Raw genomic sequence first — 21,383 nt, 5'->3', positions numbered from 1 at the left:
CTCGAACCGCTCGCGGCTTGACACCTTAGGCACCTGGGGTGTCTTGTGGGCGCCCGACCGATGGCGCAGCTCGCCAAGGCAGCGAATCAGCCGCCGTGGGTCCAACCCCTTAAGCGACCGAGGCCCCGCGCAATGGCGGGGCCTCGACCATTGGTCGGCGTGGACTAGAAGTCCATGCCGCCCATGCCACCGCCGGCGGCGGCTGCGGCTGCTGCCGCGGCGGCTGCGTCTTCGTCCTCCGGCGCGTCGGCGATCAGGGCTTCCGTGGTGAGGATCATGCCCGCGATCGACACGGCGTTCTCGAGGGCGGACCGGGTCACCTTGGCCGGGTCGATGACGCCGGCCTGGACCAGGTCCACGAAGTCCTCGTCAACCACGTTGAAGCCGATGTTCTTGGAACCCTCGGCCTCTTGGCGGCGGCGGACTTCCTCGATGACGACCGATCCGTCGGCGCCCGAGTTGGTGGCGATCCACCGCAGCGGCTCTTCGAGCGCGCGGCGCAGCGCCTGCGCGCCCACCAGCTCGTCGCCGCCGAGGGTTTCCTCAACGCCGTCGAGTGCGCTGGCCGCGTTGAGCAGGGCGATGCCGCCACCGGGGACGACGCCTTCCTCGATCGCCGCGCGCGTGGCGGACAGCGCGTCCTCCACGCGGTGCTTCTTCTCCTTGAGCTCGGTTTCGGTGGCCGCGCCCACGCGAATCACCGCAACGCCCCCGGCCAGCTTGGCCAAGCGTTCCTGCAGCTTCTCGCGGTCGTAGTCGGAGGTGGTCTCGTCGAGCTGGCCTTTCAGCTGCGTGATGCGGGCCTGCACGGCCGCCTCGTCGCCCGCGCCCTCGACGATGGTGGTGTCGTCCTTGTCGGCCACCACGCGCCGGGCCTGGCCGAGGTCCTCCAGGATGATGCCGTCCAGACGGCGGCCCATGTCCTCGGAGATCACCGTGCCGCCGGTGACGACGGCGACGTCCTGGAGCATCTCCTTGCGCCGGTCCCCGTAGCCGGGGGCCTTGACCGCCAGCACGTTGAGCACGCCGCGCAGCTTGTTGACCACCAAGGTGGCCAGCCCCTCGCCCTCGACGTCCTCGCCGATGACGACCAGTTCCTTCTTGCCGGCCTGGGTCACCTTCTCCAGCGTCGGCAGGATGTCGTTGACCGAGGAGAGCTTCTTGTCGGTGATGAGGATCAGTGCGTCCTCGATCGACGCCTCCATGCGGTCCTGGTTGGTGATGAAGTAGGGCGAGATGTAGCCGCGGTCGAACTTCATGCCCTCGACGTACTCGATCTCGAACTCAAGCCCGCGGGACTCCTCGACGGTGATGGCGCCGTCCTTGCCGACCTTGTCCATCACCTCGCCGATGAGCTGGCCGATGTGCTCGTCGTTGGCGGAAATCGACGCGATCTGTCCGATCTCCTCGCGACCGCGCACCTGGTTGGCGTCGGCCTTCACCTGCTCGACGACCATCTCCACGGCGGTGTTGAGGCCGCGCTTGATGATCATCGGGTTGGCGCCGGCGGCCACGTTGCGCAGCCCGGCCTTGATGATGGCCTGGGCCAGCACGGTGGCGGTGGTGGTGCCGTCACCGGCGACGTCGTTGGTCTTGCTGGCCGCCTCTTTGATGAGCTGGGCGCCCATGTCCTCGAAGTTGTCCTCGAGATCGATGTCCTTGGCGACGGTGACGCCGTCGTGGGTGACGGTGGGCCCGGAGTACTTCTTGCCCAGCGCCACGTTGCGACCCTTGGGGCCGAGCGTGGTCTTGACGGCGTTGGCCACCGTATCGATACCTTTGACCAGCTTGGCGCGGGCCTCGGTATCGAGCAGGATCTCTTTCGGCATGCTGTCGTTCCTCCGACCAGCCCGTTATCGGTGCATGTGCGTCGGGGCCTCTAGCATTCGGCCGCCGAGGGCGCCCGACGCCACGGCAAGGGCTTTGGGGTGTCTTGGTGCGAATTGCGCACTAGGTCCGTCCGCAAAATTGTAGGGAGCGCCCAAGTCGAGCGTCAAGCATTAGGCGCCAGGCGCGCCGTCGATCTGCCTTCGGGCGCATTGGCGGGAGACGGCGGCCCAGGTGGCTCTGCCAATGACGGTCAAGCCGGGCGCCGTGCCGGCGATTGAAGGGCGGGGGACCGGCGCCCCCGCCCTTCGCTTGTCGCCTCCACGTCATCCGACTCACCGTGGCCGCGAGGACGTCGGGCACAAATTGGGTCGTTGCGGCGAGGATCGGCACGCTGACATCCGTTCAGGCTTCGTGTTTCGCCGCCGCATCATCACCGCGCCGCTTCCCGAGAATCAGCGGGACTGACAGGACGAAGATCGCGAGCCGCTCAATTGGGCCTATGGCTTACCCAGCGATGCCGGCGCTGGCAACGGCGGTAGCCGCCAGCCAGATGCCGACGACCATCAGGGCCGTCGCGGTGAGAAATCGTCGTTTCATCATTGATCTCCTTGTCAGGTCTGTCTCAGTTCCGAGTCGCCACGACCGGGAACCCGGAACAAGTCGCCACGGCGCCACGAGCCCGCGATCATCGGGGGGACGCTGAGCACCGTGGCGACTTGTTGACAGATCGTCCCGGTCCAAAACCGGGAGTCGAAAGCCATCGATCAGCCCGGCACGAACGCCCGGCCAGCGTTTCTGGCCGTGATCGTCACGGTGATCCAGAGACTGATGTCGAAGAGTGGATCGGTCGGTTCTTGCGCGCCGACCACGCGCCAAAACAGGCCAAGAGGAGCACCGCCACGATTCCGCCGCCGACCACGGCCCGTGTGCGGGTAGGTACATGAGGCATCGGAGCCCCCTTCCTTTGGGTAGTCGTCGTTGACCACCTATCGGCACGGTAGCTCGCAAAAGTTCATGCATCAATTATTTCCTGGAGAAATTGTCACTATTTTCGGATGCTGCCGTTGCCCTATGTTGTCGCGACTCGCGCGGGCCGTGTTCTTGGTCATGGCGCTCGTGGTTGTTGCGGCGATCCCGTGGCCGCTGGTCCGAACTGTGCTGGACCGCGCGCCGCCGCGACCCGCCATGCCGCACTTGGAACTCGCGGGCGTTGTGGCGGCTTCTGGGCGCGTGCCACACTGAAGCCATCCCTGCCGAGGCGGCCTGAGCCATGCGCCTGTCCATGCGAAGCGATTACGGGGTCCGCGCCCTCACGGACCTGGCGATGCACCACGGGCAGGGACCGATTCAAAGCGCGGACGTGGCGCGGCGCATGTCCATCCCGCCGGTATACCTGGACCAGGTGTTCAGCGCGCTGCGCAAGGCGGGGTTGGTGCGCAGCACGCGCGGACCGCAGGGCGGCCACGAGTTGGCGCGCGGACCCGACGCCATCACCATGAGCGACATCGTCACCGTGCTCGAAGGCCCGCTGCCGATCCTCGATTGCCTGGAGGACGCCTCGGCCTGCGAGCTGACGGATACCTGCTCGCAGCGCCCGGTGTGGGGGCGCGTGCGATCAGCCATCCTGACCTCGCTCGAGGAGGTCAGCCTGGCCGAGCTGGCCCTCGACATGCAGGAAGCCCGCGAGCGGCCCGCCTACAGCATCTAGCCATGCCCTTGGAAGTCACCCGCCGCCAGCTGGACGACATGGTGGCGCACGCCCGCGACGAAGCGCCCCTGGAGTGCTGCGGCATCATCGGCGGCACGGGCGATCGGGCGCTGGCGACCTACCGCACCCGCAATATCGACCAGAGCCGGGTGCACTACACGATCCATCCCGAGGATCACTACCGCGTCACGCGCGAGATCGAGGACGTGCGCGAGTGGGACGTGCTCGGCTTCTATCACTCCCACCCGGCGAGCGAGGCGTTTCCCTCCGCCACCGACCTCCGGCACGCGCTGGAGTCGGGCTACAGCGAGGTCTCGCGCTTCGTCATCGTCTCGCTGGCCGATCCAAGCGCTCCGGTGGCGCGCTCGTTCTGGCTCAGAGGCGGGGACATCGAAGAAGAGCCGCTGGTAATCGTCGCGGATGGGGACTCCGATTAGCACCGCCGCGACCGCGCCCGGCTACGCGCCGACCACGGACGTCGACGCGCCGCTCGACGACAAGCTCGCCGCGCTGCGGGTCAACCTGCGGCGCATGGCGCGGGTGGTGGTGGCCTATTCGGGCGGCGTGGACAGCAGCCTGCTCGCCAAGGTGGCGCACGACGTGCTCGGCGATGAGGCGGTGGCGGTGACCGCGCTGTCGGCCAGTTTGGCCGAATCCGAGCGCGACGAGGCGGCGCAAGTGGCGGCGGAGATCGGCATTCGCCACGAAATGATCGTGACCCACGAGCTCGAAAATGCCGACTATCGCCGCAACGACCGCATGCGCTGCTTTCACTGCAAGGCGGAGCTGTTCGACTGCTTGCAGCGCTACGCGGACGCGCAGGGGATTCCCTACATGGTTTACGGCCCGGTGGTGGACGACCTGGGCGATTTCCGCCCGGGCATGGCGGCCAGCCGGCAGCGCGGCGCGCGCGCGCCCATGGTGGAAGCCGGGCTGCGCAAGGCCGACGTGCGCGAGCTGGCCCGCCGCTTCGACCTGCCCACCTGGGACAAGCCGGCCCAGGCCTGCCTGGCGTCGCGCGTGGCCTATGGAACGGAGGTGACCGTGGAGCGCCTGAGCCAGGTCGAGCGCGCCGAGGCGCTGCTGCGAGCGGAAGGACTGCACGAGCTGCGCGTGCGCCACCACGACGCCATCGCCCGCATCGAAGTCCCAATCGAGGCGCTGCCGCGCCTGGTCGACGATCCGGAGCGTCGGCGCCGAATCGTGGACGGCATCAAGGCGCTCGGCTTCGCCTTCGTCACGCTAGACCTCGAGGGCTTTCGGTCCGGCTCGATGAACGAGGCGCTGCCGCTCGCCGACCAGGACGCGCCGTAGGGGCGGTCCTCGGCAACTCCGTTCGGTGTAGGGGCGGGCCTTGTGGCCGCCCGCCGCGGCATCCCATGGGCACCCGTACACGGTTTCGTTAGGGTGGCCCGCCGACCGCCGACGCTCACGTAGGCGAGACGATCCTCGGTCTGGAAACCTCCTCATTGATGACCACGGCATCGGCATGCTGCTCGGGATCGGCTTCGGCGAGGTAGAGGCGCTGCCCCGGTTGATACCGGGACTCATACCGATCTCGGGCGGCAGCGCCGGAGCCAAACGCCGATGCGTCGCGCGACACTACTCGCTCGAGGGCGATGGCGAACGTCGTCTTCACGAATATCGTGAAATCCCACAAGTGCACGAGTTCGGGCCGAAGCAGAAAGACGCCGTCGAAGAGCAGAACAGCGGTCGAATCCGCAGTCTGGAGTTCTTGCCTGACCGGCCTGTCAGCGCGATGGTCGAAGATCGCCGTGCGGTATCGGCGGCTCCCGGCCGGTCCAAGCGGCCGGAGCAACGCCGCTTCGAGAGCGGCATGGTCGAACGAGTCGCGGTAGTAGCCCTCCGCCGAGTCTTGGCCTTGGCGGTACCGCTCGGCCCGGCTTCGGTGAAAGCCGTCGATTGACGCGCGGATCGTTGGACGACCGAACGACGCGAGCGGTTCGACGAGCTCATCCGCCAACGACGTCTTGCCGGCGCCATCGATGCCGTCGATGGCGACACGCGCAGGATGCCCCAGCTTGAGCGAGTGAATCTTGGCAGTCAGCTCGCGGATTACATCAGACCGGGCGCTCACTGGTTGTCGGTCTTCGAAGCAACTACTCGACCGCCGCCTACGCATCGACGACGCACTTGGTCACCCCATTTCGGCGTCACGGGCGGCGCGCTCCTCCGCAATTAGGGACGCGGCGTCGACGCCGAGGTCGGTGGTCGGACGCCGGGCCAGCCGCTCGCTCATGTGGCCCGGATCCCCGGGATTCCTGGGCAACTGCACCGTCATTTCGGTGAATTCGCCGGGCTGCGACTCCGCGACGATCTGCCCGCCATGCTCGCGCACGATTTCGTGTGACAGCGTCAATCCCAGCCCGGTGCTCCGGCTGCTCTCCTTGGTGGTGAAGAAGGGGCTGAAGATCTTGGCCATGACTTCGGGCGTCATACCCATGCCGTTGTCGCGGATGGTCACCTCCACGCCCTCGGCCGTGCGTCGACTCCCGATCCGCAGCTCGGGCGCGTAGTCGTCGCCGGATAGCTCCGCCCGCTCCGCCACGGCATGGCAGGCGTTGGTCACCAGGTTGGTGAACACACGGGCCAGGTCTTCCGGTACCGCGACGATCCGGCCCACGTCCGGGTCCAACTGCTGGCGGACCGTCGCCGAGAACCCGGGCGTTTGGGCCTGCGCGGCCTGGTAGGCCAGGCTCGCCTGCTTCGCCAGAAGCGGATTCAGGTCCACCGGCTCGAACGCCCCGTCGCCGCGACGTCCCATCACCAGCAAGTCCGCAATGATCCGGTCGGCGCGTTCGCTGTGCATCACGATGCGCCGCATGTTCTCCACCAGGTCCTCGGTCAACTCGTCCACCGTCTCCAGGTCGCCGTCGTCAGGCTGCTCGGGCGCTGCCTTGATCTGGCCGGCGATGTCCTCCGAGGCCGTGGCGAAGTTGCGGATGAACTGCAGTGGATTGCGGATTTCATGCGCCACTCCGGCCGACAACTCGCCCAGCTCGGCCAGTTTCTGCTGGCTGATGATGCGGTCTTGGCTCTTCCGCAGCTCGTCCAGGGTGTCTTCCAGCGTGGCGTTCTTTTCCTGCAGCTCATCGGAGAGCTTCTGCACCAGGTCGAGCTGCATGGCCCGGATGGAGCTCTGCCGCAGCGTCTCCAGCGCCAGGCAGGCCTTGGACACCTCGTCGTTGCCCCTGGGCTCGATGCGGTATTCGAAGTCGCCCATGCCCAAACGGCGGATCCAGATCTCCACGGCGACGGTTCGAATGCCGACGTGCAGGACCAACGCGGTCATGGCGAGCGTCAGGCCCAGCAGCGTCCCGGCGAGGACGATCAGGACGGTGTTCCCGTGGAGCACGGCGACGACGTTGGTGCCGATCAGGAGCCCGATGACCGTGAAGAGCAGCACCATGTGCTGCACCGAGTAGCGCCGGATGGAGAACGTCGACAGCCCGAACGGGTCGTTGCGCTCCAGGGGCTGGTCGGAGATCGGGTCCGGGCGGTTCATCGCGTCATTCTCTCTTGGAGACCGGATCCACGGTGCTTGTCGGAATATCGCCCCATCGCCGCACACTGTAGTCTCGCGGCGGCGCGGCTGAAACGAAGGGCCGACGGGACTCGCAGCAATGGACGACCCTTCGCCGGACCTCGACACGAGAAGCCAACCCTGCCTCGAATGGGGCTGCCTGATTCTGGTGGTGGTCGTAGTGGTGCTGGCGATCTTGGGCGCCACGGGCGTCTGCGCCGCCGCGTAGCCAGGGCGCGAACGGAGAACCCATCGCAGACATCCCCAGGGCGATGCGAGCATGACCCGAAGGCTCCAAGGGGGCACTTTGAGCTTTCGCGACATTGGAGCGGAAGACGGGATTCGAACCCGTGACCCTCTCCTTGGCAAGGAGATGCTCTACCACTGAGCCACTTCCGCCGGGCGGGACCGGCCCGCTCGATATTCTAGCGCGAGCCGCCTCCACCTGCGGGCGGAGCGTCCGGCGGTGACGCGTCGGGCGTCGCTGGCCAGAGCCCCCTCTCCCCACCGTGGGAGAGGGTTGGGGTGAGGGGGTCCGGCTGGGCCACCGGCCACGCCGTCAACGAATCCCCTCATCCTCACCTTCTCCCCAGGGAGAAGGGACCGGACCCGGCTCATTGGCCCTGAGGAAATCTGCGCGGCGGACCGGGCCGTCCAGGAAGCCGAGGTGCGTGGGTAGCGCTCAGGCCAAGTCGGTGGCTCTACTCCCTCTCCCCGCGGGAGAGGGTTGGGGTGAGGGGGTCCGGAGCATCACCGGCGCCGTCCGGGTCGTCGGCCAGCTCCTCGAGCAGCCGCGCCAGGAGCTCCGCGAGCGGCGCCCGATAGCCCGCGGGGATGCCGCGTTCGCCCAGCGCGTCGGCCAGCGCCGCGTCTGCGGCGCGGAAGCGCCAGTCCCGCACCGCCCGGTCGAGCGCCGGGCTGGCGGCGGACACCACGGGCGCTTCGCCGAGCAGCCAGGCCGTGCCGCCGCCCTCGGTGGCGAGCCCCGCCCGCTCGACGAGCCGACCCAGCTCCCGCGCGGCAAAGACGCTCGGCGCCCCCTGGCCGCGCGCCCAGCGATTGACCGTGCTGGGGCTCACGCTGACGCCGGCCGCCTGCAACTCCGCCGCCACCTCGTCCAGCGTGCGGTCGGCATAGCCCATGTAGGCCCGCAGCCGCCGGGCGAACTCACCTCGCCCCGGTCGCGGATCATCGCTGGTGTGGGATTCGCGAGTCATTCTGGCCTGAACGATATCATTTCCTAAGAATACACCCTATATTGGCGGAATCAACCATATATGCTAGTATATCGCAACCCGAGGGTGGTCACCAGATTCCCGATTCGATTCGCAAGGCGGTTCCGGATGGCGCGTGCAGGACAGGCGGCGCGCGCCCCCACTCAACCGGAAAACGATCGCGACCGCCAAGCCGAGTTGGCCGCGCGCCTGGCGCGCGAGCCCCAAATCGCCGCGCTCGAGTCGGTGGTGGCGTGGGCGGAGACACAAGGCGTGTCACCAGGGTCCGTGGACGGCATGTGCGAGATCATCGCCGCGTTCGCCGCCGCTGCCGACGCTCCGAATCTCGACCTGGCCATGCGCGCGCGGCGGCGTCGGATCGTGCGGGAGTTCCGCGAAACCGTCCGGCCCGGCTAGTCGATCGGATCGAAAAACGTCAGGTCCTGGCCAAAGTTGTCCATGGCCTCGACCGCGTCGCCGCGAAGCCTGACCCGAATGTCGCGCGTGCGGTGCCGCAGAACCATCTCGCTCGTCGGCGGATCGAGCCTGAACGTGATACGGCGGCCGTATGGCGGCTCGGGCACCATGAGATAGCGCCCCGTGCGCGGCGTGGCTGCGACCGCGCCCTCAACCACGACATCGTCGATGTCCGCCCAGGCGGGGATACGCACGAAGAGCGGTCCGGGCCACTTGACGGTGATGCCGAGCACGCCGCTGGGATACGGCGACTCGACCTCGATCTCCTCGGTGTGGTGGTCGAATAGCAGATTGACCCAGTGACCCGCGGCGTCGTGTCGGGTCACGTCGCGGTAGGCCTCACAGAGCGACGCCACGGCGCCGCCCACGATGTCCATGTTGAACGAAATGCGGGTGGCCTCGACCGGCCGGTGCCCGTAGGGCGCGGGAAAGCCGAATGCTCCCAGGTGACGCCGGGCCACGTCGCGGCGGCCATCGCCGCCGCCCGGTTCGGACGGCTCGCGAATCCATGACACGTCGCGGAGCTGGCTGGGCAGCAAGTGCCCGCGCAGGATGCGCTCGGCGTCGTCGAAGGCGTCAGGGTAGCCCCAGCGACCCAGAATCAGGGCCGTTTCCAGGATGTCGCCGGTGTTGTTGACCTCGCCAAAATCTGGCTCAGCGTCCGGCAGGCTGCTCTCGATGACCCAGCCAAGCTCGTCGCGGATCTCCCACAGCCCGCGGCTGTAGAACGTCCGCACGCGCCCCATCAACGGCGCGTCGTTCATCAGATCGGCCAGCTGCGCCAGCGAGGACATGACGCAGGTGGTGGAGTGGGTGTGCGGACCGAAACGTTCGGTGGAGTAGCTGCCGTCGGCCGTGAAGTGGTCCGCCACGGCCTTGTCCTTGAGCCGGATGGCCAGCTCCAGGGCCGGGCCGTAGCCGGTCGCACGGTAGTACTTGACCAGCGGACCGATGGCGCGCCCCACCCCGCGGATGAAGGTGGTCTCGACTTTGACGTCGATGCCGTGCGCGCGCGCGGCGCCTTCGTAGTCCCAGTCGCGATCGGGATCCCACAGCTCGTTGATGGCCCCAATGCTCGCCTCCGCCACATCGCGCGCTTGGACCGAGTCTCGGAAGCGCGCCAAGGCGTAGAGCGCGTGGAAGCCTTCGCGCACGTTGTGTGGACGAAAGTTCACCAGCGGACCGTCGACGCGCTCGCGGTTGAGCGGCAACGGCACCGAACCGCTATACGAAAAGAACGCCGCCCGCGCGTGCTTCTCGACTGCCGCCTCGTCGATGGGGAACCCCAGGGACTCCGCCGTCAGCAGCGCGTTGAGGTGTCGCCCCGGAACGTGGCCCTCGGAGTGCACCGAACTGAACGCCAGGCGCGGGTCGGGCCACACTTGGGAGCCAAAGAACGGGATGTCGTCGTCGTCCGCGTTGAACACGCTCGCCATCGTCCGCGCGCCCGCCTCGATGGCGGCGGCGATGTCGGTGGTGTTGACGTTGCGCAGCTTCATGGGAGACTCGCCAGCTTGCGGCCCAACCGGGCGAAGTATAGGCCCGCCCGCATGTGCAGCGACGCTCACGCCACGACAGACGAGCACCGCCGGGCATTGACGCATCCTCCGGCGACGCTTCGGGCGCATGACGTCACGCTGCGCGGACCACGACTGCTGCTGCGGCCGCTGACCGAGGGCGACTGGACGCCGCTGCTGGCCTGGAACAACGATCCCGAGGTGCTGGCGTGGGCCGAGGGCGACGAGATTGAGTCACGCACGCTGGACGAGGTGCAGCGCATCTACCGCGCGATCTCGGTCAACGCGCACTGCTTTCTCATGGAGGCGGACGGCGAGCCCATCGGCGAGTGCTGGTTGCAGTGCATGAACCTGGAGCGGCTGGCGGCGCGTCATCCGGACGAGGACGTGCGGCGCATCGACATCGCCATTGGAGTCCCCGCCCTGTGGGGACAGGGGCTAGGCCGCGAGGCCGTGGGCCTGCTGCTCGATTTCGGATTCCGCCGCGAGGGCGTGGACGTGATCTACGCCTGCGTCGACGCGGAAAACGTCCGCAGCCGGCGCATGTTCGAGTCGCTGGGATTCGCGGTCGAGGCAGGCACGGTCTCAGCCGGGACCGAAAGCGACGCCGACCTCGACCTGGCGCTCACGAGATCCGGCTACCGAAAAGCTGGCTGAGGGCGAGCGCCAGCACCCGGGCATCCGGTCCCCTCTCCCCAGGGAGGAATTTGCGTAGCCCCTCCGTCATTCCCGCGAAGGCGGGAATCTACCCTCACCAAACCTGAATGCGCGCCAAATGCTTGGTGTCGGGCGGGTCTCAGTCCCGCCCCTACCTCACTATTCGATGGTTTCCCAGGGGAGGGGGCTAGAGCCTGACCCTGACACGATCCGGGAGTGAGGAGATTCCACGCACAGCTCAGAGGTTGACTAATACCAGCCCCGCCAGCGCCGCCGCGATGCCCAGCAACGTCACCGGCCCGTGCCGTTCGCGCCAGACGATCCAACCGGCCACCGTGATGACGAGCACCGTGCCCGCGCTGTGCACTGGAAAAGCCACCGCCCCCGGCACCTCGCGCAGGGCGGCGAGAAACACCCAAAGCTGCACCACGTTGCACAGCCCCAGGCCGACGCCCATCACGATCGGCAGCGGAATCCACGCCGGCGCGCCCGCCTGACCCTGCCGACGCAACGGCGGACCCGGACCCTCGCTCCAGCGTCGGATGGCAAGCGTCACGCCCGCCGTCACCGTCGCGCCGGCGAACGTCGCCAGTACGAACGCGTCGCGGTCGGCGCTGGGCGTGACTTCGCTGATGACCTTCCACGAGATCAGCGTGCCCGCGGTGAATCCCAGCAGACCGGCGACCACCGCCCAATAGAGGCCCACCCTCACCGCCGGCAGCATGGGCATGCGGCGATAGGCGATCAGGGGCGCGGCAATTACCAGCAGCGCGATGCCGACCAGCGTGATCGCTTCGGCCGGCTCCCCGAACACCACCAGTGACACGCTGATCGGGGCCAGCAGCGACAGTGAGCCGAGCGCGAAGGTGACGCCCACGCCCCGCTGCCCGAGCATGAAGTACTGCAGCACGAAGAGCACGGCGAATCCGACGCCGTTGAGCGCGCCCACCCAATAGGCCAGCGCCGACGCCTCCCAGCCGCCCCGTGCGGCCACCCACACCAGCGCCACCAGCGTGGCGACGGCGTAGTTGGTGACGGACACGTAAAAGTAGTGCCCGCGCCGTCGCTGCGCCGCGCGCTGAATCAGCCCAAACGACACCGCCAGCGCCACGGCTGCTACGAGGTATCCCATAACGGCGGATAGGCTCCCATATCAGGGCGGATGCACAACTCGCCGCGTGCCGGTCCGCTCGGCGTAGGGGCGGCCCCTGTGGCCGCCCGGCCTGTTCGGTGGCCCGGGCTGCGCGCAGCCCGGGATTCCACCTCACTTTGTGTTGTCGACCCTCAGTCGAGCAGGTCGTCGGAACCCCCTCTCCCCACCGCGGGAGAGGTTTGGGGTGAGGGGGATTCGCCCGCGAGCTCGACCCGCACAACATGCCGCCGACGTCCCAGCGGACCCAGCTCGCGCGCGCCAACGGCCCGGAACATGGGCCGGAGCCCGCCAAAGCGGTAGCTCGGCGAGTCGGGATCGACCGGATAGGCCTCAACCGCCGCCGCGCCCTGCTCGTGGGCATAGTCCAGCGCGGCCTGAAGCAGACGCGACACCAGGCCGCAGCCGCGCAATCTCCGCGGCACGAAGAAGCATGTCAGTGACCAGACCGACGGATCGTCGGCGCGCGCCGCGCCTGGGACCGCCGATGTGTTGGGCCGGGGAAACGTGGGACGCGGCGCGATCGAGCACCAGCCAATGGGTTCGCCGCCGGCATAGGCCAGCAGACCCACCGGCACGCCCGCCATCACCCGCGCCTGCATGCCTTCCTTCCGCGTTTCGCGGTTGAGGTTCCGGTTCTCCTCCGGCGTCGCCCGATACGGCATGCACCAGCAATAGGACGGTCCGCCCCGCGACTCGAACAGCCGCTCCAAGTCCCCCCAGGTCGCCGCCTCAACCGGTCGAAACGTCAGATCCGCGGGCACTTGACTCATGCAGGCGACCATAGCGACCGGCCCGGCCTATCGCGACCGGCACGGACTCCCGAGCAACGTGCACGCCGCTTCGACCATACACCGCGCGATCCGCCGCGTGCTTGACCGCCGTGTGATCGAAGCAAAATCTGGTCTACGTTTGGTCCGAAAGGAGGCGGGCCGTGCAGCAATCCGACCCGACCAGGTGAATCAGCGACAGACAAATGCAAGAGACGCTGGCGCTGCTCAAGATTCTGGCTTTGGGCGAGCGGCAGATTGCGTCCGGCGAGGTTCAGCCCGCCGGCGAAGTCGTCGCGCGGCTGCGAAAGCGGCCACCAACCGGCTGATCTCGCCCCCTACGCGGCTACATCCTCGGCGTCCGCCCCGCAGAGGTAGCGCCACCAGTCGTCGCGGACGGCGGCGACCTGGTCGCTGGCGGAGCCTTGCCAGGCGTGGCGGTTCACGTTGTCGCGAAATAGGCGCCACATGTCCAGGCTGTCCCAACCAGTCGCGTCGAAGTGCCCGCGCTGCGCTTCGGCCGGGTGATAGCGCACCTTGAACATGAAGCGCGGCTGGTCGGTGAGATTCGGCTGGGCGCAGTGCCAGACCGCGTCGTGGATAAAGGCGATGCGCCCGCCGGGACCGGAGAGGTGCTTCTGTCCGGCGATGTTGCGATAGCGCGAGATGTCGTGGCCCACCTGGCGCAGGTGCGACCCCGGCAGGATCAGCGTGGGGCCCATTTCACGCGGCACGTCGTGGGTGAAGTAGGCGATCAGGATGTTGAAGCGGTAGAAGTCCTCGCGAGTCAGCCGCCGCCCGTCGCGGTCGTGATCGACGTGCCAGGACTGGGCGCTTCGCTGGCCCGCGGGCGTGATGTGCAGATAGGAGTGGTCGTGGATGTAGGACGGGCCGAGCAGCGTGGCGAGCACCGCCTTCACGCGCGGCAGCTCGAGCACGGCCTGCGTGGAGGGGGAGGTGTCCAGGAACGCGTCGGGAATCTTGGGCTCCCAGCGGGCGTCGGTGGGCGCGCGCAGCTGCTCCTCGTGGACGGCGGCGTTGAGGTCCTCCGGCACCAGGTCGTCGAACTCGATGAAACCGTCCATGACGAACTGGGCCATCTGGCGCATATCCAGACGCGGGGCGGTCTCGGCGGGCGTGGCGGCGGTAGTCATGGGGCGGGCACCATCCTCTCCAGCACGAATTCATGGTCCAGGTAACCGGGATCAATTTCGCCAGGCGGTTGGGGTAGCTGCATGACGCGCCAGCCGTCGCGCATGGCGTCCACCACGCTGGCATAGGGCGGCTCGTCCGCGTCGCCGGTCTTCATTTGATCGTCTTTGGGCCGCGTGCCGTCGAACAGCGCCCAGGCCACCACCGGCGCGGTGAGGTTGAGACTGTTCGCATGCAGGATGAGGATTTGCTGGCGTTCCTCGGCCATGTCCCCCTCAGGTCGATCCGCGTGGTCGGATCCGGCAAATCGCGGCAACGCGCCGGGGCCATTATCCAAATCTTTGTGCATTCGCGCGCGGCTGCGGACGCGGCGAGCGACCGGCTGACCTGGCCGCCTACGCCGCTACGCTCTCTGAATCGGCCCCACAAAGGTAGCGCCACCAGTCGTCACGCAGGGCGGCGATGCGATCGCAGGCGGAGCCTTGCCAGGCGTGACGATTCACGTTGTCCCGGAACAGGCGCCACATCTCGAGGCTGTCCCAACCGGTGGCGTCGAAGTGCCCACCCTGCGGCTCGGCGGAGTGATAGCGCACCTTGAACATGAATCGCGGCTGGTCGGTGAGGTTCGGTTGGGCGCAGTGCCACAGCGCGTCGTGCAGAAAGGCGATGCGCCCGCCGGGACCGGCCAGATGCTGCTGTCCGGCGATGTTGCGGTAGCGCGAGATGTCGTGGCCCACCTGGCGCAGGTGCGACCCCGGCAGGATCAGCGTGGGGCCCATCTCGCGCGGCACGTCGTGGGAGAAATAGGCGATCAGGATGTTGAAGCGGTAGAAGTCCTCACGCGTCAGCCGCCGGCCGTCGCGGTCGTGGTCGACGTGCCAGGTCTGTGAGCTTCGCTGGTTTGCCGGGGTGATGTGCAGGAAGGAGCAGTCGTGGATGTAGGACGGGCCGAGCAGCGTGGCGAGAATCGCCTTCACGCGCGGCAGCTCCAGCACGGTCTGGGAGGCGGGCGAGGTGTCCAGGAACGCGTCGGGAATCTTGGGATCCCAGGTGGCGTCGCGAGGCGCGCGAAGCTGCTCCTCGTGGACCGCGGCGTTGAGGTCCTCCGGCACCAGGTCGTCAAACTCGATGAAGCCGTCCATCACGAACTGCGCCATCTGGCGCATATCCAGACGCGCGGCGGTCTCAGCGGGCAGGGCGGCGGTAGTCATGGAGCGGGCGCCATCCTCTCCAGCACGAAGCGTTCTTCGGCCACGTCCCTCTCAGGTCGATCGCAGTGGTCGGATCCGCCGGGTCGCGGCGACGCGCTGCGGCCATTATCCGAATCTCTGTGCGCTTGCGCGCGGGACTGAGACCGGTCATCCACTCACCCTTGCCCTCTTTCCAGGGAGAGGGGACCGGACTGGCTCCCATCAAGCCGAAGGCAACCCAGCCTCGGCCTCTTGAATCGCTCGGCGCAGGCCCATGAAGGAGTCGTGGGAGTTCTGCGCGCGGTTGCGGCCGTCCGGGTGCCAATGGGTTTCCAGGCTGATGTGGCCGCCGTAGCCGTCGTCGATCAAGGCGCGCATCTGCGCCGGCCAGTCCAGGTCGCCCTGGCCGATGGCGGTCCATGCCGTGAGCCCAGTGGCGGGATCAACCTCGGTGGCGTCCTTGGCGTGGACGTGGACCATCCAGGGCTTGACCGCTTCGTATCCCGGGCGAAAGTCTTCCCCGCCGCTGACGAAGTCGTTGGCCGGGTCCCAGATGGCGCGCACGGCCGGATCGTCGACGGCCGCCAGAATCGCCGCCGTGTTGAGGCCCGTGTTGCCGAAGCAGCTCCGCACGTTCTCCACGCACAGCGTGAGCCCGCGGTCTTCGGCGCGTCGCGCCGCATCCAGCAGGATCGCGCGGATCGCCGCCAGACGCTCGGTGGGCAGACCTCCCCCGTCGGGCAGGCGGGGACTGGGGTTGTCGCCGCCCACGTCGCGACGACCGGTAAATAGCCGCACGCGCGGACAGCCGATGGCCGCGGCAAAGTCCATCGCCGCTTCGAGCTCGCTCAGGTGCTCGCGCCATCCGGAAAGCGACGCGATGTCGTCGGGATCGGCGTCGGCCAGCCGCAGGACCTTGAAGGCGGGTGACAGCACCATGGCCGGTTCCAGTCCCGTGCGTTGCAGGGCGTCGCGGACGCGCGCGTGGTCTTCGGCGTCGGCCGTCTCGATGGGCACGCCCCACACCGTGTCCAGCTCGAGGGCCGACATACCGTGGGTCCGAGCAAACGACATGGACTGCTCAAGGTCGTCGCTGACCTCGTTGACCACGAGGCTATAGGTGAAGGCGTGGTTAGGCATGAGGAGCGGCCCCGCAGGTTGCTTGTTCTGGCGGTGCGACCGGAGTGTAGTCGCCTGCCGGGTGCCAACGTGCAGCAAACTCTGTTCGCGACGAGCGAGGCGAGCCTGGATGCACGCCTCCGGAGACACTCGCGCACCCATTCGTCATTCCCGCGAAGGCGGGAATCCACCCTTCACTGAACCAAGGGGCGCGAGGGATTGCTGCGATCATCCTTGGTCCGACCGGACTTGGCGAAGGTCTACCTCCGCGGAAATGTCGGGGCTTGGCGATCACCGCCCTTCGGTCCGGCCAGACCTCGGCAGGCATGATTGGTGAATCCTTGGAGCATTCCCCCAAGCACCCGCCCATGCCTGACATTCCCGCCGACGCGGCGGCCATCGACGCTGCCTGGCTCACGCACGCGCTGCGGTCGAGCGGCGCGCTCACCGGTGGAGCGGTCGCGTCCGTCCAGGTCGAGCCACTCGGCGGCAGCCAGGGCTTCGCCGGGCAGCTGCGGCGTCTGCGCGCGACCTACGACGGCGAGGCGCACGGCGCGCCGCCCAGCTTCATCGTCAAGCTGCACAGCCCCAACGCCATCACCCGCGAGCTGATCCGGCGCATCGGCGCGGCCTCCCGCGAAATCCGCTTCTACCGCGAGCTATCCGATCGCGCCGGCGTGCCCACCGCCACGCTGCACGTCGCGGCCCACGACGGCGAGCGCTACGTGCTGCTGCTGGAAGACCTCGCCCCGGCCCGCGCCGGCGATCCGGCCGCGGGGTGCTCGCCGGAGCAGGTCCAGTCGGCCGTCGCCTGCGTGGCCGGAATGCACGCCGCCTGGTGGGACAGCCCGGCGCTTTCCTCCCTCGACTGGATTCCAGTCTTCGACGAGCTGACCGCCACGCGCCATTCCATCTGCCGTGAGGCCTGGCCGGAGTTCGTGGAGCGATACCAGGGCCGCTTGCCCAACCTGTGCACCAGCATCGGTCCGCCGCTGCTCGATGGCCTCGACATCGTGCGCCGCGCCTTGTCCCAGGCGCCCCCGACCCTGCTGCACGGCGACTTCCGCCCCGACAACGTGATGTTTGAGACGGATGGCGCCGGCGCTCCGGCGGCATTTGTCGACTGGCAGGTGATGCTCCGCGGCCCGGGCCTGATGGACGTGGCCTATTTCCTGGTGTCGGCAACGGACCGCGACACGCGGCGCAGTCTGGAAATGGACACGTTGCGCGCCTATCGTCAGGCGCTGACGCGTGGCGGCGTGACCGGCTACACCGCCGAGCAGTGCCTGACCGACTACCGCCTCGCAATGGCAGACGTGCTCTCGCGCATCGTCGTGCTCACCACGCGGGTCCTGCCCGAAGGCGCGGCCGGCTGGTCGGTCTTCGACGTCCTGGCGGAACGCATCGCCGACGCGGTGGTCGATCTGGACTGCGTGGGACTGGTGGCGTCGTTGTCAGACCGGTCGCGCCCACTTGCGTAGACTGCCTCGCAATCGACCGACGCAATCAGGACGGCCATGCCCAGATACGAGGTATTCGAGCGCCAGCGCCAGCTGAAGGTGTTCGCCGACGGGCGCTACCTGGCGGCGGTGCAGCAGGGGCTCTACCGGCCCTACGTCTTTCCGGTGCGCACCGTGCAGGGCCACGTGGTCACGCAGGCCGGGCCGGCGGACCACCCGCACCATCTGTCGCTTTGGATCGGGCACACGGATGTCAACGGCCTCAACTTCTGGGCCCCCGAGACGCTGGGCATCTTTCCGCCGCCCCGGATCCTGGTTCGGGACATGCGCACCGACATCTGTGCGGACGGCGTCACCTTCGACCAGCGCATCGAGTGGGTCGAAGGCGGCGACGGCCTGGTGCTGCATGAGCGGCGTCGCACCGGCGTGCGTCTTTGGGCCGGGCATGTGGCCGTGGATGTGACCTCCACCCTCTCCGCGCCGGACGCCCCAGTGGAGTTCGGGCAGGACAAGGACGCGGGGTTGGCGCTGCGCATCGCCGACCAGATCGACGTGCTCGACGGCGGCGAAATCCGCAGCGCCACGGGCGCCCGCAACGAGGCCGCGACGTTCGACACCCACGCGGACTGGGTGGACTACTCCGGTGCGGTGACGCACGACCATGTCGCCGGCGTCGCCATCTTTCCCTATCCCGAGGTCGCGGACACGCCCTGGTTCACCCGCGACTACGGCCCGGTCTACGTGGGACCGTGGCGGCACGCGGCCATGACGCTGGACCCGGGCGAGTCCTTCACCTTGGGCGCGCGGTTCGTGGCCCACGACGGCGGCCCGGACGACGTGGACATCGACGGGCTATTCCGCCGGTTCCGGGCCGAGCACGGCCGATAGACAGGCTCCGTCCGAAGCGCCAGCAAGCCGTTCGTGGTGAGCCCGTCGAACCATGAACGGCGCCCTTCGACAAGCTCAGAGCCTGCCCTGAGTCCACCGAAGGGGCGAACGGACTTCTAACTAGCCACCCTTGAGCTCCGCGATCTCCTTGGCGCTCAGGTGCGGCGGGTCGCCGGCGGGCGCGTTGCGTTGGATGTCCTGCTCGCTCGAAATGCCCACGATGGAGCACGACACCGCCTCGTGACCGAGCACGTAGCGAATGGCCGTCTCGTGCGCGGGCTCGTCGCGTGAGTCCGCCATCGCGTTCAAGCGTGCGCGCAGACCGGTCAATTCTCGGACTCGATCGCGGAAGGTCTGGCGGCGGCGCCAGTCGGTGACCGGCAGGCGGTCGATGCCCGCCTCGTCGAGCATGAGGATGCCGCTGCCGAACGGCGACCTTGCCAGAACGCCGGTGCCGCGCTCGGCGGCCAGCGGCAGCACGTGACGGGCCACGCTGTCGTCCGCGAGATGGAACGGGGACTCGACGACCGGGGCGTCCCAGAGCCGGATAGCCTCCGCCGCCGCCAACGGTGACGCCGACACGCCCCACCAGCGAATCTTGCCCGCCTGCTGCAAACGCCGCAGCGCCTCGAACGGTTCCGGTTGCCGCACGATCTGCAACGGCGGGTCGTGCAGCAGCAGCGCGTCGATGTACGACGTGCGCAAACGCCGCAGGGACAGCTCGCACGCCTGCTGAATCCGTGCTGGGGAGAAGTCCTGGGGCTCAAAGTCGAGATGCAGATCCTGCGCGCCGTCGCTGCCGGGCAGATAGCCGACCTTCGTCACGAGGACCGTCTCGCCGCGCACGCCTTCCAGCGCCTTGCCCAGCACGGTTTCGCTGCGCCCGCCGCCGTACTGCTCGGCGGTATCGAAAGTCGTAATCCCCGCGTCGAACGCCGCGCGGACCAATGCCACCGCGTCCAGCGACGCCATCGGTCCCCACGACAAGCCGCCGATTTCCCAGCACCCCATGCAGAGGCTGCTCACGCGTGCGCCCGTGGTCCCGAGCTCTCGTTCCGTCATGCCGTTCTCCAGTCCTCGTCATTCCGGCGGAAGCCGGAATCCAGGTTCAAGCCCGGGGCGCACGGTTCGATTGCACCCGAGATAACCACTCTAGTCACTCGCTCCCAAACCGGAAGCTATACAGCTCGGCCCCTCGCAGGTGGAAGCGCAGCTTGAGGCCCCCCCGCAGGTCGCCGGGCGCGCCGCCCGTCCAGGTGAGGTTGTGGCGGATGCTGTCGCCCTCGAACCGCCGGCAGGTGGAGCGCTCGAAGCCCGGCCACACGCCGTTGTACGGGTCCATCACCTCGGCTTCGATGTAGCCGCCGGGCTCGCAGCGGGCGTTGATGAAGAGCTGACCGCCCGTCGGCCGCACCGGCTTGGTCTCCACGTAGCCCTCGCGCACCGTGGCGTCCAGCGACACGTAGCCGTCGTAGCGCAGCGTGGCCAGGCACAGGTGGTGGCCATTGGCCGCGATACTCGGGTCGTGGACCTCCGGCACGTCCAGACCCTGTCCGCTGCCGATGATCCACCAGTCGTGATGAATGTTGTTGCCGCCGTAGTAGAACCACAGCTCATCCCCCACCACGAGCGGCTGCACCGTCGTCTCGTTGTCCAGCGCGTCGTAGGACCCTTCGGGACCGCGGGGAATGAACGGCCGGTGATCGTTAAACCGATGCCACTGGTGTCCGTCGCGGCTGTAGTGCAGGTACATGTCCAGCGTGTCGTCCACCGTGTGCAGCATGTTGAGGATGCCCAGGTGCATTTCGCCCGCGCGCCAGGGCACGAAGCTGTAGTGCCCATCGTCCAGGTTGTCCGCCGGACCCGGTTCGAAGATCAGCTCCGCTGTCGACCAGTTGACCAGGTCCTGGCTTTCCTGCCGCCAGACCCGGCGGCGCGTGCCCCACACACCCTCGGGCTGGCTCGGCCACACCGGGGCGAACCAGTGGTCGAACTCGGGGTGCCAGGCCTCGCCCGCGGAGTCGCCGTAGCGTCCCCAGAGCACATACTTCTCGTCGATCGAGTCGTACGTCAGCACCTGGCAGTCCGCTGCCCACTCCGGGATGATCGGGTTGGCGGGATGCCGGGTCCAATCGAGGCCGTTGCCCGACATCGCCAGGCCCAGCCCCATCCCGCGCCTGCCGACGCGATAGACGTGGACCTTCTTGAACCGGCGGCTGTGGTCCGTCTCGATCGGGTCCAGCATGATCGACGGGAACAGGGTGGACTCGTCGTTGGCGTCCGGCGACACGATGAGCGTGTTCGTGTCCTGGCCGTCGATCGTGTGGCGCCCCAGCAGCGGCTTCTCCCAGGTGATCCCGTCCGTCGACTGGGCGTAGTAGATGCGGCTCCCGAGCCGCGGCACGCCCTTGCTGCCCCAGTAGTTCGGATAATCCTCGTACCAGCACTTGAAAAGCCCATCCTCCGGATCCTGCAGGACATTGAACGAGCAGCTGCGGAAGTAAGGCACCACTTCCCACGGCTGGTCGTTCTCGATCACCGGGTTGGCGGGATGCTTGACCGGGTGGTGGAAGCGGCGGGTGACGTTCTTGACCACCGCGACCACGTCGTCGTCGAGGAAGAGCTGGCGATCGTCGCCAATGTCCTTGGCGATCCGATCAGGGGCATAGGCGAGAAACATGGCGCCTCGGAAAGGGTGCGTGCGACG

Annotated in this window: 21 protein-coding genes, 1 tRNA gene and 1 pseudogene; 9 read left to right on the top strand and 14 right to left on the bottom strand. The window is 68.0% G+C overall.

Features of this window, described 5'->3' with window-relative positions; all coding sequences use genetic code 11:
- Positions 1-164: 164 nt before the first annotated feature.
- Positions 165-1,829 carry a chaperonin GroEL gene (gene groL / locus OXG79_06850; protein MCY3783487.1) on the bottom strand — a complete coding sequence of 555 codons (1,665 nt, stop codon included), beginning with the start codon at positions 1,827-1,829 and terminating at the stop codon, positions 165-167.
- Positions 1,830-3,100: 1,271 nt separating this feature from the next.
- On the opposite strand from groL, the gene OXG79_06845 reads away from it, so the two are divergent.
- Genes OXG79_06845 through larE form a run of 3 tightly spaced genes read left to right on the top strand, consistent with a single transcriptional unit; the run spans position 3,101 to position 4,852 of the window.
- The gene (locus OXG79_06845) at positions 3,101-3,538 is read left to right on the top strand and encodes an Rrf2 family transcriptional regulator (protein MCY3783486.1); all 438 of its coding nucleotides are present in this window, start codon (positions 3,101-3,103) and stop codon (positions 3,536-3,538) included.
- A 2-nt stretch (positions 3,539-3,540) separates the two neighbouring features.
- A complete protein-coding gene (locus OXG79_06840; GenBank protein ID MCY3783485.1) occupies positions 3,541-3,975 on the top strand; it encodes a M67 family metallopeptidase in 435 nt (144 codons plus the stop codon).
- Complete coding sequence (gene larE / locus OXG79_06835; protein MCY3783484.1) at positions 3,959-4,852, top strand: ATP-dependent sacrificial sulfur transferase LarE; 894 nt, start codon at positions 3,959-3,961, stop codon at positions 4,850-4,852. Before OXG79_06840 ends, larE begins: the two co-directional genes overlap by 17 nt.
- A gap of 115 nt (positions 4,853-4,967) precedes the next feature.
- Here the strand turns inward: larE and OXG79_06830 are convergent, their stop codons facing one another.
- Positions 4,968-5,636: a uridine kinase gene (locus tag OXG79_06830; protein ID MCY3783483.1), complete on the bottom strand. Its 669-nt coding sequence runs from the start codon at positions 5,634-5,636 to the stop codon at positions 4,968-4,970.
- A 60-nt stretch (positions 5,637-5,696) separates the two neighbouring features.
- Positions 5,697-7,064, bottom strand: coding sequence for an ATP-binding protein (locus OXG79_06825; protein ID MCY3783482.1), 1,368 nt, complete (start codon positions 7,062-7,064; stop codon positions 5,697-5,699).
- 118 nt (positions 7,065-7,182) lie between these two features.
- Between OXG79_06825 and OXG79_06820 the strand changes: the two genes are divergently transcribed.
- Positions 7,183-7,311, top strand: a complete 129-nt coding sequence (locus OXG79_06820; GenBank protein ID MCY3783481.1) for a hypothetical protein — start codon at positions 7,183-7,185, stop codon at positions 7,309-7,311.
- 95 nt (positions 7,312-7,406) lie between these two features.
- Here OXG79_06820 and OXG79_06815 read toward each other — a convergent pair.
- Together OXG79_06815 and OXG79_06810 are read right to left on the bottom strand one after the other, a co-directional pair.
- Positions 7,407-7,481 (bottom strand) — tRNA-Gly (locus OXG79_06815).
- Positions 7,482-7,783: 302 nt separating this feature from the next.
- Positions 7,784-8,299 carry a hypothetical protein gene (locus OXG79_06810; protein MCY3783480.1) on the bottom strand — a complete coding sequence of 172 codons (516 nt, stop codon included), beginning with the start codon at positions 8,297-8,299 and terminating at the stop codon, positions 7,784-7,786.
- A gap of 126 nt (positions 8,300-8,425) precedes the next feature.
- On the opposite strand from OXG79_06810, the gene OXG79_06805 reads away from it, so the two are divergent.
- Entirely contained in the window at positions 8,426-8,713 is a 288-nt protein-coding gene (locus tag OXG79_06805; GenBank protein MCY3783479.1) for a hypothetical protein, read from the top strand.
- Here OXG79_06805 and OXG79_06800 read toward each other — a convergent pair.
- Positions 8,710-10,272, bottom strand: coding sequence for a hypothetical protein (locus OXG79_06800; protein ID MCY3783478.1), 1,563 nt, complete (start codon positions 10,270-10,272; stop codon positions 8,710-8,712). The two genes, OXG79_06805 and OXG79_06800, sit on opposite strands and share 4 nt — an antisense overlap.
- Positions 10,273-10,323: 51 nt before the next feature.
- Here OXG79_06800 and OXG79_06795 point away from each other — a divergent pair, with 51 nt between their 5' ends.
- The gene (locus tag OXG79_06795) at positions 10,324-10,947 is read left to right on the top strand and encodes a GNAT family N-acetyltransferase (GenBank protein MCY3783477.1); all 624 of its coding nucleotides are present in this window, start codon (positions 10,324-10,326) and stop codon (positions 10,945-10,947) included.
- A gap of 238 nt (positions 10,948-11,185) precedes the next feature.
- On the opposite strand, the gene OXG79_06790 is transcribed toward OXG79_06795, so the two are convergent.
- Complete coding sequence (locus OXG79_06790; GenBank protein ID MCY3783476.1) at positions 11,186-12,079, bottom strand: hypothetical protein; 894 nt, start codon at positions 12,077-12,079, stop codon at positions 11,186-11,188.
- A gap of 152 nt (positions 12,080-12,231) precedes the next feature.
- Positions 12,232-12,870, bottom strand: a complete 639-nt coding sequence (locus tag OXG79_06785) for a GNAT family N-acetyltransferase (GenBank protein MCY3783475.1) — start codon at positions 12,868-12,870, stop codon at positions 12,232-12,234.
- Between the two features lie 200 nt (positions 12,871-13,070).
- Between OXG79_06785 and OXG79_06780 the strand changes: the two are divergent.
- Positions 13,071-13,196 (top strand): annotated as a pseudogene (locus tag OXG79_06780) (antitoxin, Phd family protein).
- 9 nt (positions 13,197-13,205) lie between these two features.
- On the opposite strand, the gene OXG79_06775 reads toward OXG79_06780, so the two are convergent.
- From OXG79_06775 to OXG79_06760, 4 genes are all read right to left on the bottom strand, one after another.
- Entirely contained in the window at positions 13,206-14,021 is an 816-nt protein-coding gene (locus OXG79_06775) for a phytanoyl-CoA dioxygenase family protein (GenBank protein ID MCY3783474.1), read from the bottom strand.
- On the bottom strand, positions 14,018-14,287 hold the full coding sequence (locus tag OXG79_06770) for a hypothetical protein (protein MCY3783473.1): 270 nt from the start codon (positions 14,285-14,287) through the stop codon (positions 14,018-14,020). The genes OXG79_06775 and OXG79_06770 overlap by 4 nt, the downstream gene beginning before the upstream one ends.
- Positions 14,288-14,414: 127 nt before the next feature.
- Positions 14,415-15,230, bottom strand: a complete 816-nt coding sequence (locus OXG79_06765; protein ID MCY3783472.1) for a phytanoyl-CoA dioxygenase family protein — start codon at positions 15,228-15,230, stop codon at positions 14,415-14,417.
- Between the two features lie 201 nt (positions 15,231-15,431).
- Positions 15,432-16,349, bottom strand: coding sequence for a sugar phosphate isomerase/epimerase (locus OXG79_06760; GenBank protein ID MCY3783471.1), 918 nt, complete (start codon positions 16,347-16,349; stop codon positions 15,432-15,434).
- A gap of 347 nt (positions 16,350-16,696) precedes the next feature.
- Here OXG79_06760 and OXG79_06755 point away from each other — a divergent pair, with 347 nt between their 5' ends.
- Both OXG79_06755 and OXG79_06750 read left to right on the top strand, forming a co-directional pair.
- Positions 16,697-17,809, top strand: a complete 1,113-nt coding sequence (locus tag OXG79_06755) for a phosphotransferase (GenBank protein ID MCY3783470.1) — start codon at positions 16,697-16,699, stop codon at positions 17,807-17,809.
- Between the two features lie 36 nt (positions 17,810-17,845).
- Positions 17,846-18,676, top strand: a complete 831-nt coding sequence (locus tag OXG79_06750) for a PmoA family protein (protein MCY3783469.1) — start codon at positions 17,846-17,848, stop codon at positions 18,674-18,676.
- Positions 18,677-18,796: 120 nt separating this feature from the next.
- Here the strand turns inward: OXG79_06750 and OXG79_06745 are convergent, their stop codons facing one another.
- Both OXG79_06745 and OXG79_06740 read right to left on the bottom strand, forming a co-directional pair.
- Entirely contained in the window at positions 18,797-19,738 is a 942-nt protein-coding gene (locus tag OXG79_06745; GenBank protein ID MCY3783468.1) for an aldo/keto reductase, read from the bottom strand.
- Positions 19,739-19,832: 94 nt separating this feature from the next.
- Positions 19,833-21,356 carry a hypothetical protein gene (locus OXG79_06740; protein MCY3783467.1) on the bottom strand — a complete coding sequence of 508 codons (1,524 nt, stop codon included), beginning with the start codon at positions 21,354-21,356 and terminating at the stop codon, positions 19,833-19,835.
- Positions 21,357-21,383 lie beyond the last annotated feature (27 nt).

Source organism: Chloroflexota bacterium, from assembly GCA_026706485.1.
GTDB lineage: Bacteria > Chloroflexota > UBA11872 > UBA11872 > UBA11872 > JAJECS01.
This window is presented reverse-complemented; position numbering and strand designations above follow the sequence as displayed.

Excerpts from the sequence above, each read along its gene's own strand:
- OXG79_06810 (MCY3783480.1), bottom strand. The coding sequence starts at position 8,299 with ATGACTCGCGAATCCCACACCAGCGATGATCCGCGACCGGGGCGAGGT.
- OXG79_06760 (MCY3783471.1), bottom strand. The coding sequence starts at position 16,349 with ATGCCTAACCACGCCTTCACCTATAGCCTCGTGGTCAACGAGGTCAGC.
- groL (MCY3783487.1), bottom strand. The coding sequence starts at position 1,829 with ATGCCGAAAGAGATCCTGCTCGATACCGAGGCCCGCGCCAAGCTGGTC.
- OXG79_06825 (MCY3783482.1), bottom strand. The coding sequence starts at position 7,064 with ATGAACCGCCCGGACCCGATCTCCGACCAGCCCCTGGAGCGCAACGAC.
- OXG79_06800 (MCY3783478.1), bottom strand. The coding sequence starts at position 10,272 with ATGAAGCTGCGCAACGTCAACACCACCGACATCGCCGCCGCCATCGAG.
- OXG79_06795 (MCY3783477.1), top strand. The coding sequence starts at position 10,324 with ATGTGCAGCGACGCTCACGCCACGACAGACGAGCACCGCCGGGCATTG.
- OXG79_06775 (MCY3783474.1), bottom strand. The coding sequence starts at position 14,021 with ATGACTACCGCCGCCACGCCCGCCGAGACCGCCCCGCGTCTGGATATG.
- OXG79_06805 (MCY3783479.1), top strand. The coding sequence starts at position 8,426 with ATGGCGCGTGCAGGACAGGCGGCGCGCGCCCCCACTCAACCGGAAAAC.
- OXG79_06820 (MCY3783481.1), top strand. The coding sequence starts at position 7,183 with ATGGACGACCCTTCGCCGGACCTCGACACGAGAAGCCAACCCTGCCTC.
- OXG79_06750 (MCY3783469.1), top strand. The coding sequence starts at position 17,846 with ATGCCCAGATACGAGGTATTCGAGCGCCAGCGCCAGCTGAAGGTGTTC.
- OXG79_06745 (MCY3783468.1), bottom strand. The coding sequence starts at position 19,738 with ATGACGGAACGAGAGCTCGGGACCACGGGCGCACGCGTGAGCAGCCTC.
- larE (MCY3783484.1), top strand. The coding sequence starts at position 3,959 with ATGGGGACTCCGATTAGCACCGCCGCGACCGCGCCCGGCTACGCGCCG.
- OXG79_06785 (MCY3783475.1), bottom strand. The coding sequence starts at position 12,870 with ATGAGTCAAGTGCCCGCGGATCTGACGTTTCGACCGGTTGAGGCGGCG.
- OXG79_06845 (MCY3783486.1), top strand. The coding sequence starts at position 3,101 with ATGCGCCTGTCCATGCGAAGCGATTACGGGGTCCGCGCCCTCACGGAC.
- OXG79_06755 (MCY3783470.1), top strand. The coding sequence starts at position 16,697 with ATGCCTGACATTCCCGCCGACGCGGCGGCCATCGACGCTGCCTGGCTC.
- OXG79_06770 (MCY3783473.1), bottom strand. The coding sequence starts at position 14,287 with ATGGCCGAGGAACGCCAGCAAATCCTCATCCTGCATGCGAACAGTCTC.
- OXG79_06790 (MCY3783476.1), bottom strand. The coding sequence starts at position 12,079 with ATGGGATACCTCGTAGCAGCCGTGGCGCTGGCGGTGTCGTTTGGGCTG.
- OXG79_06765 (MCY3783472.1), bottom strand. The coding sequence starts at position 15,230 with ATGACTACCGCCGCCCTGCCCGCTGAGACCGCCGCGCGTCTGGATATG.
- OXG79_06740 (MCY3783467.1), bottom strand. The coding sequence starts at position 21,356 with ATGTTTCTCGCCTATGCCCCTGATCGGATCGCCAAGGACATTGGCGAC.
- OXG79_06840 (MCY3783485.1), top strand. The coding sequence starts at position 3,541 with ATGCCCTTGGAAGTCACCCGCCGCCAGCTGGACGACATGGTGGCGCAC.